Source organism: Bradyrhizobium sp. IC4060, assembly GCF_020193715.1.
Classification (GTDB): Bacteria; Pseudomonadota; Alphaproteobacteria; order Rhizobiales; family Xanthobacteraceae; genus Bradyrhizobium; species Bradyrhizobium yuanmingense.
On the sequence record NZ_JADYVJ010000003.1, the window covers coordinates 331,058 to 345,248 of the forward strand.

Consider the following 14,191-nt stretch of genomic DNA (forward strand, 5'->3'; position numbering starts at 1 on the left):
CGTAATCTGACTTGGTTTGGGGGCGAGAAGGTCAACCTCAAATTAACCTTCTCGCTTTAAGAAAGCGTTCATCCTCTTTCGCGCTGCTAACGGGGTTGGCGGGAGAGTCCATTTGAACGCTCGTCGACTGGGTGGGCTCATACGTGCTGACTGGTCTCGCACGCCAATTCGTTGTGCTGTCGTTGTCCCATGCGGGCGTGAAGGCCGGATCCCGGATCGGCCTTGCGGCTGCATTGCTGCTTGCGGCCGCCGGTTCGGTTCATGACGCCGCCGCTCTGAACGAGACCAAGACGCTCTCGTTCCACCACACCCATTCCGGCGAAGACCTCACCGTCACCTTCAAGCGCGACGGGCGCTACGACGAGGCGGCGCTGAAGCAGCTCAACCACTTCCTGCGCGACTGGCGTACCCAGGAACAGACGGTCATGGACCGTCGCCTGTTCGACATCCTCTGGGAAGTCTATCGGGACGTCGACGGCAAGCAGCCGATTCAGATCATCTCCTCCTATCGCTCCCCCGCCACCAACGCCATGCTCCGCCGCCGCTCCTCCGGCGTGGCGCGCGCCAGCCAGCACATGCTGGGCCATGCGATAGACTTCTTCATCCCCGGCGTACCGCTGGAGCAGATCCGCTTCGCCGGCCTGCGCCTGCAGCGCGGCGGCGTCGGCTTCTATCCCACCTCCGGCTCGCCTTTCGTGCACCTCGACACCGGCAGCGTCCGGCACTGGCCGCGGATGACGCATGACCAGCTCGCCCGCGTCTTCCCGGACGGCAAGACGGTGCATCTGCCGACCGATGGCGTGCCGCTGAAGAACTATGAGCTCGCCAAGGCCGAGATCGAGCGGCGCGGCAACGGCGATGATGCCGGCAGCAAGCCGAATTTCTTCGCAGCCTTGTTCAGGAGCAAGCCGGCAGCTTCGGCCGCCAGCGACGAGGATGACGAGGGCGCGCCCGCCCCGGCCGCGAAGCCGGCGGCACCGACCGTCGTCGCAGCCGCCGCCAAGCCCGCCGAGCCGGTGCCGACGCCGCGCGCCAAGCCGCAGATCGCCGCCGCGATCCAGCTCGCGTCGGCCGATGCGCAGATCGTCGCGCCGCCCAAGCCGAAGCCCGCGCCCGTGGCTGACAAGCCCGCTTCCGGCAAGCCTGTTGACGGAAAGCCGGAGACCCCGGCCGACATCATCAATGCGCGCGGCTTCTGGGATGACGTTCCGGCCACGCCGCAGCAGGCGACGCCGGCGCAGGTCGCCGCGCTGAAGGCGCGCCAGGCGCTGGCCGCGGCCACCGATCCGCAACCGACCGCGAGCGTGTCCAACGCGGCCCTGCAAGCCCTGGCTTACGCGCCGGCGGCGTCCCCGGTCGACCGCGGCAATGTCGTCGCCGCCTCGGCGCCGATCCCGCGCACCACCCGCCCCCGTAGCGTGGCTCAGGCGCCGGAGATCAACAGCGTGGTCGGCAAGAGCGTCGACGGCAGGGTCGCAACCGCGACCCGCCTGTCTGCGGCCAAGGGCGAGAGCATCTGGCTCAAGATCGTGATGCTGTCGCCGAGCGCCAGCCACGCGATGTCGGTGACGCTGATGGGCGAGCTCGATACCGCGGCGCTGCGCGGCTATTTCGTCAAGCCGCGCTCGGTGATCGCGATGGGCTTCTCCGACGACCCGATGCAGGGCCTGTCCTGCGACAATTTTTCGGGCAGCGCGACTGCAAAGCTCGAGACGACGTCGTTCGTCGTGCGCACCGCCGCGCTGCGCTGAGTCCTCTGTACCAGCAAAGCTCTCTCTGTTCGTCCTTGCCCGGGGTCGATCAAGCCGGCAAGCCGGCCGCGATGAGGCCGGCCTCGTGACGCTGCCGGTCGGGCTCGCGCTTGTAGTGCAGCGTCGCAAGATAAGCTGCCACCGAGAATCCCGGTTCGCGCTTCAAGACCTCGGCGGCGTGAGCGCCGGCCGCGATCGCGTTCTTCATCTGCGCGAATGTCGCCGCCAGGAACGCATGATGGGTATAGTCGGGGCGCGTGATCCTTGAAAACGCCTCGGCGGCCTCGGCGTATTTCTCCGCGCAATAATAGGCGCGGCCCAGATGGCTCCAGAAGCGCTCGGGATGATAGGGGTTGAGACGCATCGCTTTCCTGATCCAGTCGATGCCTTCCTCCGGCAGGCCCAGCCAGGTCAGAAGCTCTCCCTGTTGCACGACGACGAGGTCGTAGTTCGGATTGAGGGCGAGTGCACGCTCCTGGTGATAGGTGGCCTTTTCGTAGTCGTGTCGCGTCAGATTCAGCGCGGCGAGAATTCGGTGTACGTCCGCGTCGTTGTCGTCGAGCGCCAACGCAATTTCCAGCTCCGAAGCAACCTGCTCGAAGGTCGCCTCGCGGTCGGCGCACCAGCCATAGATCCAGCACTGACCGAGCACGCATGCCTTCCAGGCATGAGCGTGGGCATAGTTCGGATCCATCGCCAGCGCACGGTTGAGCAGCGTCTGCGCCTGAGCGTTGTCGTCGCGGGTTGATCGATGATGCAGGAGCTTTGCAGCCAGCACGCATTCGTAAGCGGGCATGTTGTCGGTCGGCTTGCGCTTGGTGCGGTCGTGCGTTGCGGCTTCTACTCGCCCCGGCAACGTCGCCACGATCGCGCGGGTCATCTCGTCCTGGATGGCGAAGATATCCCGGAGCTCGCGGTCGTAACGTTCGGCCCAGATATGGCGGTCGGTCTCTGCATCGATCAGCTGCACGGTGACGCGGACGCGCTCGCCGGCCTTGCGAACGCTGCCCTCGATGACATAGTCGACTCCGAACTCACGGCCGATGTCCTGGACCTTTACGGCCTTTCCCTTGTAGACGAACGTCGAGTTGCGGGAGATGACGAGCAGGTCGTGGAAGCGCGAAAGCTCGGTGATGATGTCCTCGGTGAGACCGTCAGCGAAGAACTCCTGCTCCGGATCGCCGCTCATATTGGCGAACGGCAGCACGGCGATGGACGGCTTCTTCGAAACACCCGGCGGCGTCAGAGCACGATTGGACCCGTCAGGCAGGCTTGCGGGCCCCTCCGCCAGCCGAATGCGGAAGATGCGGATTGGACGGGCGATGTTCTTGACGCTCTGTTCACCGAGATCGTCGAACTGAACGCCGTCGAGCCGGTCGCCGACCTGATCGCGCACCGCGCCGGAGACGCAGATTCCTCCGGGCTCGGCCAGCGTCTCCAGCCGCGCCGCGACGTTGACGCCATCGCCGAATATGTCGTTCTGATCGACGATGACGTCGCCGAGATTGATGCCGATGCGGAATTGGATCCACCGCGGCGGCGGGACGTCGGCATTGCGCCGCGCCATGCGGCGCTGAACCTCGGCCGCACATAGCACGGCATCGACGACGCTGTGGAATTCCGCGAGCATGCCGTCGCCGGTCGTCTTGATGATACGGCCGCGATTCTTGGCAATGGCGGGATCGATGAGCTCGACACGATGGGTCTTGAGGCGCGCAAGGGTGCCGGCCTCGTCGACCTCCATCAGCCGGCTGAAGCCGACCATGTCGGCAGCGAGAACCGCGGCAAGCCTGCGCTCTGGTCCCGGCACATCCATCGCTCGGTCCCTTCACCGAGCAACCTAGCAGATGCCGAGATTTTGCCCAAGCTTGGTGCGCTGCAACGCCGACCGGGCGGGGCGCCTCAGAGCATCCCCAGCGCCTGCATGTAGGTCTCGAGGATGGTCTCTGCCTCGGCGCGCTCGTTGGGGTCCTGCTTGCGCAGGCGCACGATGGTGCGCAGCGCCTTGACGTCGTAGCCGTTGCCCTTGCTTTCGGCATAGACGTCGCGGATGTCGTCGGAGATCGCCTTCTTCTCTTCCTCCAGCCGCTCGATGCGCTCGATGATGGATTTGAGCTGGTCCTTGGCGAATTTCGTCGCGGGCTCGTCGTCGCGGACGGCGGCGGAGGTGGCCATCTTGGTACTCCCAATGGAACTGGCAAAAACGAGGTGACGCCGGCATCCCTCACCGCGCGTGCTGGGTAGACCCTTAGGGTCGGCGCTCCCAGCGTTCAAGCAAGCATCACGCTCGTCCACAGCGCGCCCACACCTTCCTGCGCCGACGCATAGAAAGCTGTTGTGTGGTGCGACTCAGGGCTCGGCGATGGGCCGTTCAATGCCCGTGGGGATGGACCTTCTTCATCGCCTCGAGCTGCTCGGGCGTGGCCGTGCCCTGGTGCTTCGCCTTCCAGGTCTCATAGGGCATGCCGTAGACGGCTTCCCGGCTCTCGTCCTTGCTCAAGGCGACGCCCTGGGCGTCCGCGGCGTCCTTGAGCCAGTTGGACAGGCAATTGCGGCAGAAGCCGGCCAGATTCATCAGGTCGATGTTCTGGACGTCGGTGCGGCTCCGCAGATGCTCGACCAGGCGCCGAAAAGCGGCCGCCTCGAGCTCCGTTCTGGTTTTGTCGTCGATTGCCATGGCTGTCTTTCCTCAAGGTCCGTTCCGGGGCAGGGTTACGGGATCAGGTGGGTCTTGTCACAGATTTTGCCATATCGCGGCGCAAAGGGGCCACTGCCCGGCCGCCCCCGGCCCAACGCCAAATCGTCAATGATCTGGTATAGCTTCCGCGACAATGACTGCCGAATCTCCCCGCTCCCCGCTTTACCTGCTCGCCCGGTTGGTCCCGGTGCTGGTGGTCGCCCTGGCGTGCCTCTACGCCGGCCCGGCCTCCGCCGATTTCCGCCTCTGCAACAACACGTCGAGCCGGGTCGGGATCGCGCTCGGCTACAAGGACGCCGAGGGCTGGACCACCGAGGGCTGGTGGAACATCTCGTCCCGTTCCTGCGAGACGCTGCTGCGCGGCACGCTGGTCGCCCGGTACTACTACATCTACGCCATCGACTACGACCGCGGCGGCGAATGGTCGGGCCAAGCCTTCATGTGCTCCCGCGACAAGGAGTTCACCATCCGCGGCACCGAGGATTGCCTGGCCCGCGGCTATGACCGCACCGGCTATTTCGAGGTCGACACCGGCGAGCAGCGCGCCTGGACGGTGCAGCTGACCGACGCCAACGAACAGCCGGCGCAGCAGCGCGTGCCTGGCCTGCCCGGCCCGGTGGGCCCGGGCGGCGTTCCGGGTTTGCCCAATAGCCCGCCCGGTGCTACGCCCCCGGGCTCGCCCGGCCTGCCACCCCCGTCTGGAAATAAGCCATGAGGCGCCTTCGCCGTATCAAGATTCTCGCGACCCTGGGACCAGCCTCTTCAGACCTCGCGATGATCCGCCGCCTGTTCGAGGCCGGCGCCGACCTGTTCCGCATCAACATGAGCCACACCCCGCATGACAAGATGCGGGAGCTGGTGGCGACGATCCGCAACGTCGAGAGCAGCTACGGCCGGCCGATCGGCATCCTGGTCGACCTGCAGGGCCCGAAGCTGAGACTGGGCTCCTTTGCCGAAGGGGCGATCCAGCTCCAGAACGGACAGACCTTCACGCTGGATTCCGACAAGACACCCGGCGATGCCACGCGCGTCCAGCTCCCGCATCCGGAGATCCTGGCGGCGCTCAGGCCCGGCCATGCGCTGCTGCTCGACGACGGCAAGGTGCGGCTGATCGCGGAGGAGACCTCGAAGGAGCATGCGGTGACGCGTGTCGTGGTCGGCGGCAAGATGAGCGACCGCAAGGGCGTCAGCCTGCCCGACACCGACCTGCCGGTCTCGGCGATGACGCCCAAGGACCGCGCCGACCTCGAGGCCGCCCTCGTCACCGGCGTCGACTGGATCGCGCTGTCCTTCGTGCAGCGCGCCGACGACGTGATCGAGGCCAAGAAGATGATCCGCGGCCGGGCCGCCGTGATGGCCAAGATCGAGAAGCCGCAGGCAATCGACCGCCTCGCCGACATCATCGAGGCTTCCGATGCGCTGATGGTGGCGCGCGGCGACCTCGGCGTCGAGCTGCCGCTGGAGCGGGTGCCGAGCCTGCAGAAGCAGATGACGCGGATGGCGCGCCGCGCCGGCAAGCCGGTGGTGATCGCGACCCAGATGCTGGAATCGATGATCCAGTCGCCGGTGCCGACCCGCGCCGAGGTCTCCGACGTCGCCACCGCGGTCTATGAGGGCGCCGACGCCATCATGCTGTCGGCGGAATCGGCGGCCGGCAAATTCCCGGTCGAGGCGGTCTCGACCATGAACCGCATCGGCGAGGAGGTCGAGCGCGATCCGACCTACCGTTCGGTGATCATGGCCCAACGTCCGGCGCCGGAATCCACCGCGGGCGATGCCATCGCCGACGCCGCGCGGCAGATCGCCGAGACGCTGGACCTGCCGGCCTTGATCTGCTGGACCTCATCGGGCTCGACCGCCGTGCGCGTGGCGCGCGAGCGGCCGAAGCCGCCGATCGTGGCGATCACGCCGAACATCACCGCCGGCCGCCGGCTCGCGGTCGCCTGGGGCGTGCATTGCGTGGTGGCGGAGGACGCGCGCGACCAGGACGACATGGTGAGCCGCGCCGGCCAGATCGCCTTCCGCGACGGTTTCGTCCGCGCCGGCCAGCGCGTCATCATCGTCGCCGGCGTGCCGCTCGGCATCCCCGGCACCACCAACATGGTGCGCATCGCCTCGGTCGGCCCCGAGGGCGACGCCAACATGTGAGGCCCGCCGGGGGCGGCCAAACAAAAAGTCGAAAAACAACCCCATGCACAGTAGCCGGCCACTCTGGCCGGTCTTGCCGGGGTTTTGCGAAAAGGCACGCTCGGGCAATGGCCTGAGCGCGATCAGGTCGCCTTTTGGCTCGCGGCGCGATTTCTTCAGGTCCCGACCAGCGCCGTGTTCGCAGGCAGCAGCGTCTGCTGCACCAGGCCGCTATCGCTAGGAACCGGTTATATGGCCACCACCGTAGAATCCGAAGCCCGCGCCCGCCCGACGCTGGGCATCGTGCTCATGGCGGCCGCGATGCTTTCGATCCCGCTGGTCGATGGGATCGCCAAATATCTGAGCGCCGACTATTCGCCGCTCTTCATCGCCTGGGCGCGCTACGCCGTGGCAAGCGCCGTCGTCCTTCCGGTGGCCGCGATCAGGTACAAAGGAGAGATCTTTCCCGCCGAACGGCGCGCCTCCCATATGCTGCGGACGGTGTTCCTCGTCACCGGGATGACACTTTACTTCCTGTCCATCGCGACCGTTCCGCTGGCTACAGCCGTCAGCGCCTATTTCGTGGGGCCGGTCATCGCGGTCGCGCTCGCCGCCATGGTCCTGAAGGAGCGTTTGACGCAACGAAAGATCGCGAGCCTGGCGCTGGGCTTCACCGGCGCCATCGTCATTCTGCGCCCGGACGGCGACATCGAGCCCGGCATCCTGCTGGCGCTCGGCGCCGGGCTAACGTTCGCGCTCTATCTGATCGCAACGCGGCAGGCTTCTCTGGTCAGCGATCCCGTCAAGACGCTCGCCTTCCAGTGTGTCGTCGGCATGGTGCTCCTGACGCCACAAGCCATCTTCACTTGGGCCACACCGGCCTGGGACGCTGTCATGTTCTTTCTGGCTTTGGGTGCGCTCTCTGCTGTCAGTCATGTCCTGTCCATCGCGGCATTTCGCTTCGCCGAAGCGTCCACCCTGTCGCCGCTGGTCTATCTCGAACTGCTCGGTTCCACAGCCATCGGCTATCTTGTCTTCAAGGATATCCCGCAAGGCTCCACGATCGCCGGAGCCGTCCTCATTGTGACCGCCGGGCTCATTCTTCTGAAGCGTCCCACCGGGGTTGATCAGTCCGGCCGGGAAAATGCTGATGTAGCAGGATAACAGCGGGCCCGGGCGATCCCGGTGGCGGGTCGGCTCAGGCGCCGACCAGTGCCTTGGTCGTCGGCAGCAGCGTCTGCTGCACCACGAGGCCGCGGGCACGAGCGTCCATGACGCCGACGGCGCGCAGCGCCAGCAGGGTCACGGTCTGCACCGCATCGCGCATCTTGACGGGATCATCGAGATTGTCGGGCGCGAGCGGGCCGACGAGCGCCTCATGCAGCGCGCCGAGCAAGGCGGTGGCCGCAAGCGCGGTGTCCTGCGCCGGCAGATGGCCGGCACGCACGGCGGCGTCGATCCGGGAGGCGATCTCGCCGGCGATCTCGCGCCGGCTGGCAAGGCGCGAGGCGCTGACATCGACATCGACCGGCTCGGCCAGGATGCCCCAGGCCAGCCTGCGCTGCGACAGCGTATGCACCGCCACCGTGGTCACGGCGGCCGCCAGCGCCGAGGACGGCCCCGGCGCGGCATCGGCCGCCCTTCGGATCGCCGCGAGCTCGTCGCGGGAGACCTCGGCAATGAGCTCGGAGATCAGCTCGGCCTTGGAGGGGAAATAGCGGTAGACGGTGCCGGCCGCGACATTGGCCCGGACCGCGACCGGCGCGATCTGCACCGCCGCCATCCCGCCTTCCGCCGCCGCCTCCCGCGCCGCCGCCAGAATGGCGCTGCGCCGCGCCGCAAGGCGCTTCACCACTTGATGCGTCCGCCGATAAACCATGGCGCGCTTCCTGTCCCACACGCCGGCCGCACGCCCTGCGGCCGAACGCTTCTCACGCAATAGATGCAAATCGCCCCGCAAGGACTGAACAACTATTCAGGGTGAATGACAAGATGCAAATGCGTGGGGCGTCATGGTGGGCGGACGGAGGCGTCAAGCTGCGTCGGCGGGCGCGTGGGCTTCGTTCTGCAACGCACTCCGCCCTCGTTCCCGTTTCCGACATCCACAATCTCTAGGTGTCAAATCAGAAAATTCTCGCAAAGATTCATGCAACCTTAACTGGCTACCCGTAGTCCTACGGTTGTAAATTGGAATTCGGCAATGCGTTTCACGAGCGGGCTTTCTGCGGTTCAGCGACCCGGCTCTGCTCCTGATGTTCCCGGCGCATATGGCGCCTTGATGCTGGAACGCGCGGCGATTTCTTCCGATCCGCGAGAGGTCATGTCCCTTCCCGCGGCCGACAGGCTGCGGCGGTCGTGGAGGGCGAAGCAGCGCGGCAATGCGCTTGCAGCCATCGCCGTTGTCGTCTGCGCGATGCTGGCGGGCGCGCTCTACACCCTGGCGATGGGCGAAGACGTCAACTGGGATTGGCAGAACTACCACGAATACAATGTCTGGGCCGTTCTCAACGGCCGCTATGGCGTCGATGTGGTCCCGCCGGGCTTTCAGACCTACTTCAATCCGCTCGTCTATTTCCCAGTCTACTATCTCCGCCATGTGCTGCCGGCGCCCTATGGGCTGATGATCATCGGCGCCGTTCACGGCCTCAACCTCGCGCTGATCTGCCTGTTCGCACGTCTGGTGCTGCGCCAGGCCGCGACCATCGCGCCGGTCGCAGCAGTGGTCGTCATCGCTGCCTCGGGTCCGATGACGCTCTCGGAAGTCGGCACGAGCTTTTCCGACGTGCTGCTGGCCTTGCCCGTGATCGGCGGCTGCCTTCTGATCCTGGTGGCGGATCGCCGACCGGCGATCTGCGTCCTGCTCGCGGGATTGCTGATCGGTGCCGCCGTCGGGCTGAAGCTGACCAATGTCGTCTACGCGATCGGCGCTGCCGCGGCGCTGATCGTCTCCGCGCGTCCGCTGCGGGCGATCACGCTTCTTGGCATCGGCGGAATGGCCGGCGCGGCGCTCACCGGCGGGGTATGGTGCCTGATCACGTGGCGCGACACCGGCAATCCGATCTTCCCGCTGTTCAATGCACTGTTCCAGTCGAGCGAGGTGGCCGGCGTCAACCTGATGGATGCGCAGTTCATGCCTCATGGCGTGCTCGACGCATTGGCCTACCCCTTCTACTGGCTGATCGGCGACCACCGAGGCGCGGAGCATCCGTTCCGCGACGCGCGCTTCGCGGTGGTGATGGTCCTGCTCGTGCTCGGCCTGTGGGTCCGCGCGAGGCGCAAGAGCGCGATCCTCACCCGGGGTGACGTGCAGCTGGTTGTGCTGTTTGCGGCCTCTTACCTCGCATGGCTCGGCTTGTTCTCGATCCAGCGCTATGCGGTGGTTCTGGAGCTCCTGTGCGGTCCGCTGATCGTTCTCCTGCTCACGCGCCTCGCCGCGAGCACCGGACCGTCATCGCTGACGGCGTCCCCTCGTCCGCTCGCCGTGTTGACGTTGACGCTCGCAGTCGCGATCGCAGCGTGGTCGCAGCCGGCGGACTGGTGGCACCGCCCCTGGTCCGACGTCTACCGGCCGAAGATCGCCCACGAGCTCGATCAGCCCGCGACCTATTTCATCCTCGGCAAGCCACTGGCCTATATCGCGCCGCAGCTGCCCTCCCAATCGCGCTTCTACCTGCTCGCCGATATCGCCGTGCCGATCGTCCCCGGCGGCATCTTCGACCAGCGCATTCGCGCCGGGCTGAAGACGCCGCTGCCCGGCGGCGTCCGCGAATTGCACATGCGCGGCGATCCGGACCGCAGCGCGCTGCTGGATCGCTACGAGCTCACCATCGATCGCTCCCGGCCCTGCGTCACCATTGAGGGCGCCCGCCCCGGCACGGTGATCGAAAGTTGCCCGCTGATCGCGCGGACTGCGCATTAGTCGCCGTCCGCGCGGAACTCAAACTTGAGAACCATCGCGCCTCTCGAACAGAGGCCTTACCCTTTGAGCGTACAATGAGTCATGGCAAGCTCGGCACAGACAATCCAGCATCAGTAAGGATCTACGCGTCCCTCACCGTGGTCGCTGCGGCCATTCTGCTGGCGGTTGTCATATTTGACTTCCAACTGGCAGCAGCCCAGTCGTTCCCATCGTTCGTACTTGACCCAGGCGGCTTTCCGGTTGGTCGAGATTTTCTGAACACTTGGATAGGCGGCCGATCGGCTTTTTCCGGCGGCCCTGCGGACTGGTTTGATACCAGCGCCTACATGGCTGCGATAGCGAAGGTGAGCGGCATTCCCGATTTGGCACCTCTGTATTGGTCGTATCCGCCGCATCTTCTGTTCTTCATTTGGCCCTTTGGTTTGCTCGGTTTTCTGCCGTCGTACATTGTGTGGTGCGTCACCGGGCTTGCCCTGTATGTTTGGGCGGCAACATCATGTGGTGTCGAACGAAAATACTGGGTGTTTCTGGCCGTCGCACCTGCCGTCACGGTTAACGTATTCCTCGGCCAAAACGGCTTCTTGACCGCTGCGCTCTTGATCGGCGGTCTGGCAAACCTCGAGCGGCGGCCGATACTCGCTGGAATTTTGTTTGGTATGCTGACTATCAAGCCGCAACTCGGACTCCTGCTTCCGATCGTGCTGGTGCTGGGAGGGCACTGGCGAGTCATTGGTTCAGCCGTCGTCATGACGGTGTCGCTTGTCGCCGCGACTGCAGCATGGTTTGGGCCAGAAATCTGGATCGCATATTGGCATAAAGTTTTGCCGCAACAGCACGAACTGCTCGACGTGGCAGGTATCATGGGCTGGCCGATCGTTGCCTCAGCCTTGATCAACGCCCGCCTTGCGGGTCTTCCGGCTGATTTGGCCTGGGTGGTGCAAGGAGCGGCGTCGGTATGCGCCGTCGGTGCGGTGGTTTGGACGTTCTGGCGCAAGCGCGATCCGGTCCTCTCACTAGCGCTCTTCGCCACCTTCTTGTTTTCACCCTGGATCATGAACTACGACATGGTCGTATTCGGATGGATTGTCGCGCTTCTGCGTCAGCGCGGAAACGAAGCATTCGCCGATCAAATTCTTTCGCTTGCGTTGTGGATGCTGCCTATTCTGATGTTTCCATTCGGCTTCGCGCAAATACCGATTGCTTTACTGATCCTCCCCTTGTTCGCCGCTCGTCTGCTGTGGCGGTTGTCCAATGATAGATCAAAGCAAGCCTCGTCAGTGACGTCGCCAGCGTTAGCTTGAGTGGCGACATTTCCTGTTGCGCGACGCCATCACGAGGGCATTCTTGAGCAGCGTTCTCACGCGCGGACATCCCTCGTGCGAAGGCGCAACATCCATCGGTTGTGCATCAAATGAGCGCGAAGCTTCAGTAAATTGGGAGCCGCGTTTCGCTTCCGGCGCTCAGCCGACAATCTCCGGCTTTCAGCCGGCAGACCGTTTTGGACCCAAAGCGGGCGATACCTGTCACCCTTTCATCCCATCCAGCTTGGGATGATTATTGTAAATGTTGTCGTGAAGCATGGTGTCTATTCGAGCGATGATATCGCCGACCGACGTTCTCAATCTCAGGAACTCTTCTGCTGAAGAGGCTTCTTGGGCAAGCGCGAGCGCCCGGGATAGCTCCTCAATGCTCCGCTCTATATGTTGTTTGAATCTCGCGGCTGGCTCTGCGTCCATGGTACTCTCTCGCGGGAATTTCGCCTACATTGGCAGCGTACCAGTTCTTCGGCCCCAAAAGTCTTTCAATTCTAGCGTCTCAAATCCGATCAGAGCGTGACCGAGTTCCTCAGCTCGTTCGCGTGAGAGCGAGCTGCGCCGATGCGGTCTCGGCACTCCGCCAGGCTGCGCAGCGTCCGAGGATCAGCCCGAACACGATCAGGATCGCCGGGAAGCCGACCGGTTGCCCGAGAAACAGGAAGCTCGCAAGCAGCGCGAAAACGAGCGCAAGCGCCATCACCTCGTGGCGTGCGAAACCTTCATCGAGCCCGGCGCGGATGAGGAAGGCCACGGCGATGCCCAGCACGACCAGATCGTACATGAAGAGATAGGGCGTCGTCAGCAGCGCCGCGGTCGCGAGCATCGCTGCCTTGAGGGCGTAGGGCAGCCGGCTCCGCCACACCACGACCAGCGCCACGGCCACAGAAGCGGTCAACACCCACTGGAAGATCCATGCGAGCTGCTCGGTGCCGCCGACATAGCGCACCAGCGCGAAGATGCTCTGCATCTTGAACCAGGGCGCCCGGCCTTCGGTCAGGAAGGCCTGAGAGAACATCGGAATCCAGTGGAAGAATGCCTGCCAGCTTTCGGTGCCGAAGGCGAACCAGGACGTTGCAGCGATGACGACGGTGACGATCGCGGCGGTGAACAGCACGGTCCATTCGGCGGCGGCGAAGAGAACCAGCGGAAACAAGAGACCGTATTGCGGCTTGTAGCTGAGAAGGCCGAGACAGATGCCGGCCAGCACCGGCCGCGTCGGCAGCAGATAGAGCATGCCGCCGATCAGCGAGGCCGTGAGGAAACCGTTCTGCCCGACCAGGATGTTGAGGAAGGCGGCCGGAAATCCAACCGCAATTACCAAGCCCGCGTTGCGCCCGATGATGGCGCGCATCACGGCGAGATAGGGCACCATGCTGAACGCGGCCCAGCCGATGAACGCCACCGTATAGGGAAATTGCGCGAGGAAGGACGCGACGAACAGGAAGGGCGGCGGATAGTGCCAGGCGAAATGGCCGACGAAATCCTGCTTGAGCAGCGCAAGCTCGACCTGCTTCTGAATGTCCCAATCCCAGGCCTGCGCGGGATGCCCCTCGAGCGCCAGTCTTCCGGCCGCCCAGACGTTGACGAAATCAGTGGGGATGCCGCGCCCGTCGGCGTCAAAGATCCAGAGATGGGCGAGATAGGCCGTCGGAAAATACGCCAGCGTGACGATCGCCAGCACGAAGGAGATGTTGACGAGGATCGCTGGGACCGCACCGTGACGGCCGATTGCAGGCGGAACGGAGGAGGCTTCGGCCATGCGGCTTCCTTACGCGATGATGTGAGGCGGATGCGTCCAAGCCATACACCCGAGTGACTTGAAGGAGGCTTAAGCCCGATCGTCCAACGCCCCGCGCCGAATTCCCGGGCAAAGCAAAAGAGCCCCGTCGATGACGGGGCCCTTCGTTATTCCGCTGGTCGTCCGGCCTTACTTGAGGCTGGTCGAGATCGAGCTGAACTTCGTGTTCAGCGTGGTGCCGAGGTTGTTGACGACGGTGATGATCGCCAGCGCGATGCCGGCAGCGATCAGGCCGTATTCAATGGCGGTGGCGCCGGATTCATCCTTCATGAAACGCGCAACGAGGTTCTTCATAGAGTGCTCCAAATGAGTACACGAGGCTACAACTGATCTGGTCTCTTCGGCTTCCCAGCGCCGCCCGACCATGGCAACGGAACGTAGAGGCAAAGAATTGCACCGCAGTTAATTCGGCTGCGTAAACACCGAGCGGATTGCGTGTATCGGCCCATGGTAAATCCAAGTTCGAAACAATCCGTTAAATTGTAAGCATCTGACCCCGGCCTGGCGCGGCCGGTTTACCCGAAGTTATGACCGGCGTGGTCCAATGCCGCCCGCTCGGGCCGGCAAGAACAACCAGGACGA

13 protein-coding genes are annotated in these 14,191 nt (G+C 64.6%); 6 read left to right on the forward strand and 7 right to left on the reverse strand.

Annotation, left to right across the window (positions count from 1 at the left end):
• Positions 1-143 precede the first annotated feature (143 nt).
• Positions 144-1,751 (forward strand): DUF882 domain-containing protein, encoded by a 1,608-nt coding sequence (locus I6F16_RS13395; protein ID WP_225112941.1) that lies wholly within the window; start codon positions 144-146, stop codon positions 1,749-1,751.
• A gap of 49 nt (positions 1,752-1,800) precedes the next feature.
• Here I6F16_RS13395 and I6F16_RS13400 read toward each other — a convergent pair whose 3' ends face one another.
• The 3 genes from I6F16_RS13400 to I6F16_RS13410 all read right to left on the reverse strand — a co-directional run bounded on the left by I6F16_RS13400 (position 1,801) and on the right by I6F16_RS13410 (position 4,428).
• The gene (locus tag I6F16_RS13400) at positions 1,801-3,567 is read right to left on the reverse strand and encodes an adenylate/guanylate cyclase domain-containing protein (protein WP_035998656.1); all 1,767 of its coding nucleotides are present in this window, start codon (positions 3,565-3,567) and stop codon (positions 1,801-1,803) included.
• A gap of 86 nt (positions 3,568-3,653) precedes the next feature.
• Positions 3,654-3,926: a DUF2312 domain-containing protein gene (locus tag I6F16_RS13405; RefSeq protein ID WP_018641571.1), complete on the reverse strand. Its 273-nt coding sequence runs from the start codon at positions 3,924-3,926 to the stop codon at positions 3,654-3,656.
• Positions 3,927-4,122: 196 nt separating this feature from the next.
• Positions 4,123-4,428 (reverse strand): DUF1244 domain-containing protein, encoded by a 306-nt coding sequence (locus tag I6F16_RS13410; RefSeq protein WP_035998652.1) that lies wholly within the window; start codon positions 4,426-4,428, stop codon positions 4,123-4,125.
• A 154-nt stretch (positions 4,429-4,582) separates the two neighbouring features.
• On the opposite strand from I6F16_RS13410, the gene I6F16_RS13415 reads away from it, so the two are divergent.
• From I6F16_RS13415 to I6F16_RS13425, 3 genes are all read left to right on the forward strand, one after another.
• Positions 4,583-5,164, forward strand: a complete 582-nt coding sequence (locus I6F16_RS13415; RefSeq protein ID WP_035998649.1) for a DUF1036 domain-containing protein — start codon at positions 4,583-4,585, stop codon at positions 5,162-5,164.
• Positions 5,161-6,597, forward strand: a complete 1,437-nt coding sequence (pyk, locus tag I6F16_RS13420) for a pyruvate kinase (protein ID WP_036021924.1) — start codon at positions 5,161-5,163, stop codon at positions 6,595-6,597. Before I6F16_RS13415 ends, pyk begins: the two co-directional genes overlap by 4 nt.
• 231 nt (positions 6,598-6,828) lie before the next feature.
• A complete protein-coding gene (locus tag I6F16_RS13425; RefSeq protein WP_225149232.1) occupies positions 6,829-7,740 on the forward strand; it encodes an EamA family transporter in 912 nt (303 codons plus the stop codon).
• A 34-nt stretch (positions 7,741-7,774) separates the two neighbouring features.
• Here the strand turns inward: I6F16_RS13425 and I6F16_RS13430 are convergent, their stop codons facing one another.
• The gene (locus tag I6F16_RS13430) at positions 7,775-8,455 is read right to left on the reverse strand and encodes a TetR/AcrR family transcriptional regulator (RefSeq protein ID WP_057028549.1); all 681 of its coding nucleotides are present in this window, start codon (positions 8,453-8,455) and stop codon (positions 7,775-7,777) included.
• A 441-nt stretch (positions 8,456-8,896) separates the two neighbouring features.
• Between I6F16_RS13430 and I6F16_RS13435 the strand changes: the two genes are divergently transcribed.
• Positions 8,897-10,495, forward strand: coding sequence for a glycosyltransferase 87 family protein (locus tag I6F16_RS13435; RefSeq protein WP_225112943.1), 1,599 nt, complete (start codon positions 8,897-8,899; stop codon positions 10,493-10,495).
• Positions 10,496-10,569: 74 nt separating this feature from the next.
• Entirely contained in the window at positions 10,570-11,796 is a 1,227-nt protein-coding gene (locus tag I6F16_RS13440; protein ID WP_225173808.1) for a glycosyltransferase family 87 protein, read from the forward strand.
• A 222-nt stretch (positions 11,797-12,018) separates the two neighbouring features.
• Here the strand turns inward: I6F16_RS13440 and I6F16_RS13445 are convergent, their stop codons facing one another.
• The 3 genes from I6F16_RS13445 to I6F16_RS13455 all read right to left on the reverse strand — a co-directional run bounded on the left by I6F16_RS13445 (position 12,019) and on the right by I6F16_RS13455 (position 13,903).
• Positions 12,019-12,231, reverse strand: coding sequence for a hypothetical protein (locus I6F16_RS13445; RefSeq protein WP_036041262.1), 213 nt, complete (start codon positions 12,229-12,231; stop codon positions 12,019-12,021).
• Between the two features lie 109 nt (positions 12,232-12,340).
• Entirely contained in the window at positions 12,341-13,570 is a 1,230-nt protein-coding gene (locus I6F16_RS13450) for a glycosyltransferase family 87 protein (protein WP_225112945.1), read from the reverse strand.
• 168 nt (positions 13,571-13,738) lie between these two features.
• Positions 13,739-13,903: a Flp family type IVb pilin gene (locus I6F16_RS13455; protein ID WP_035998610.1), complete on the reverse strand. Its 165-nt coding sequence runs from the start codon at positions 13,901-13,903 to the stop codon at positions 13,739-13,741.
• Between the last annotated feature and the right edge of the window lie 288 nt (positions 13,904-14,191).

Bases quoted from the DNA above. Each gene is read 5' to 3' on its own strand.
- I6F16_RS13400 (WP_035998656.1), bottom strand. From the start codon at position 3,567: ATGGATGTGCCGGGACCAGAGCGCAGGCTTGCCGCGGTTCTCGCTGCC.
- I6F16_RS13405 (WP_018641571.1), bottom strand. From the start codon at position 3,926: ATGGCCACCTCCGCCGCCGTCCGCGACGACGAGCCCGCGACGAAATTC.
- I6F16_RS13410 (WP_035998652.1), bottom strand. From the start codon at position 4,428: ATGGCAATCGACGACAAAACCAGAACGGAGCTCGAGGCGGCCGCTTTT.
- I6F16_RS13415 (WP_035998649.1), top strand. From the start codon at position 4,583: ATGACTGCCGAATCTCCCCGCTCCCCGCTTTACCTGCTCGCCCGGTTG.
- pyk (WP_036021924.1), top strand. From the start codon at position 5,161: ATGAGGCGCCTTCGCCGTATCAAGATTCTCGCGACCCTGGGACCAGCC.
- I6F16_RS13425 (WP_225149232.1), top strand. From the start codon at position 6,829: ATGGCCACCACCGTAGAATCCGAAGCCCGCGCCCGCCCGACGCTGGGC.
- I6F16_RS13430 (WP_057028549.1), bottom strand. From the start codon at position 8,455: ATGGTTTATCGGCGGACGCATCAAGTGGTGAAGCGCCTTGCGGCGCGG.
- I6F16_RS13435 (WP_225112943.1), top strand. From the start codon at position 8,897: ATGTCCCTTCCCGCGGCCGACAGGCTGCGGCGGTCGTGGAGGGCGAAG.
- I6F16_RS13440 (WP_225173808.1), top strand. From the start codon at position 10,570: ATGAGTCATGGCAAGCTCGGCACAGACAATCCAGCATCAGTAAGGATC.
- I6F16_RS13445 (WP_036041262.1), bottom strand. From the start codon at position 12,231: ATGGACGCAGAGCCAGCCGCGAGATTCAAACAACATATAGAGCGGAGC.
- I6F16_RS13450 (WP_225112945.1), bottom strand. From the start codon at position 13,570: ATGGCCGAAGCCTCCTCCGTTCCGCCTGCAATCGGCCGTCACGGTGCG.
- I6F16_RS13455 (WP_035998610.1), bottom strand. From the start codon at position 13,903: ATGAAGAACCTCGTTGCGCGTTTCATGAAGGATGAATCCGGCGCCACC.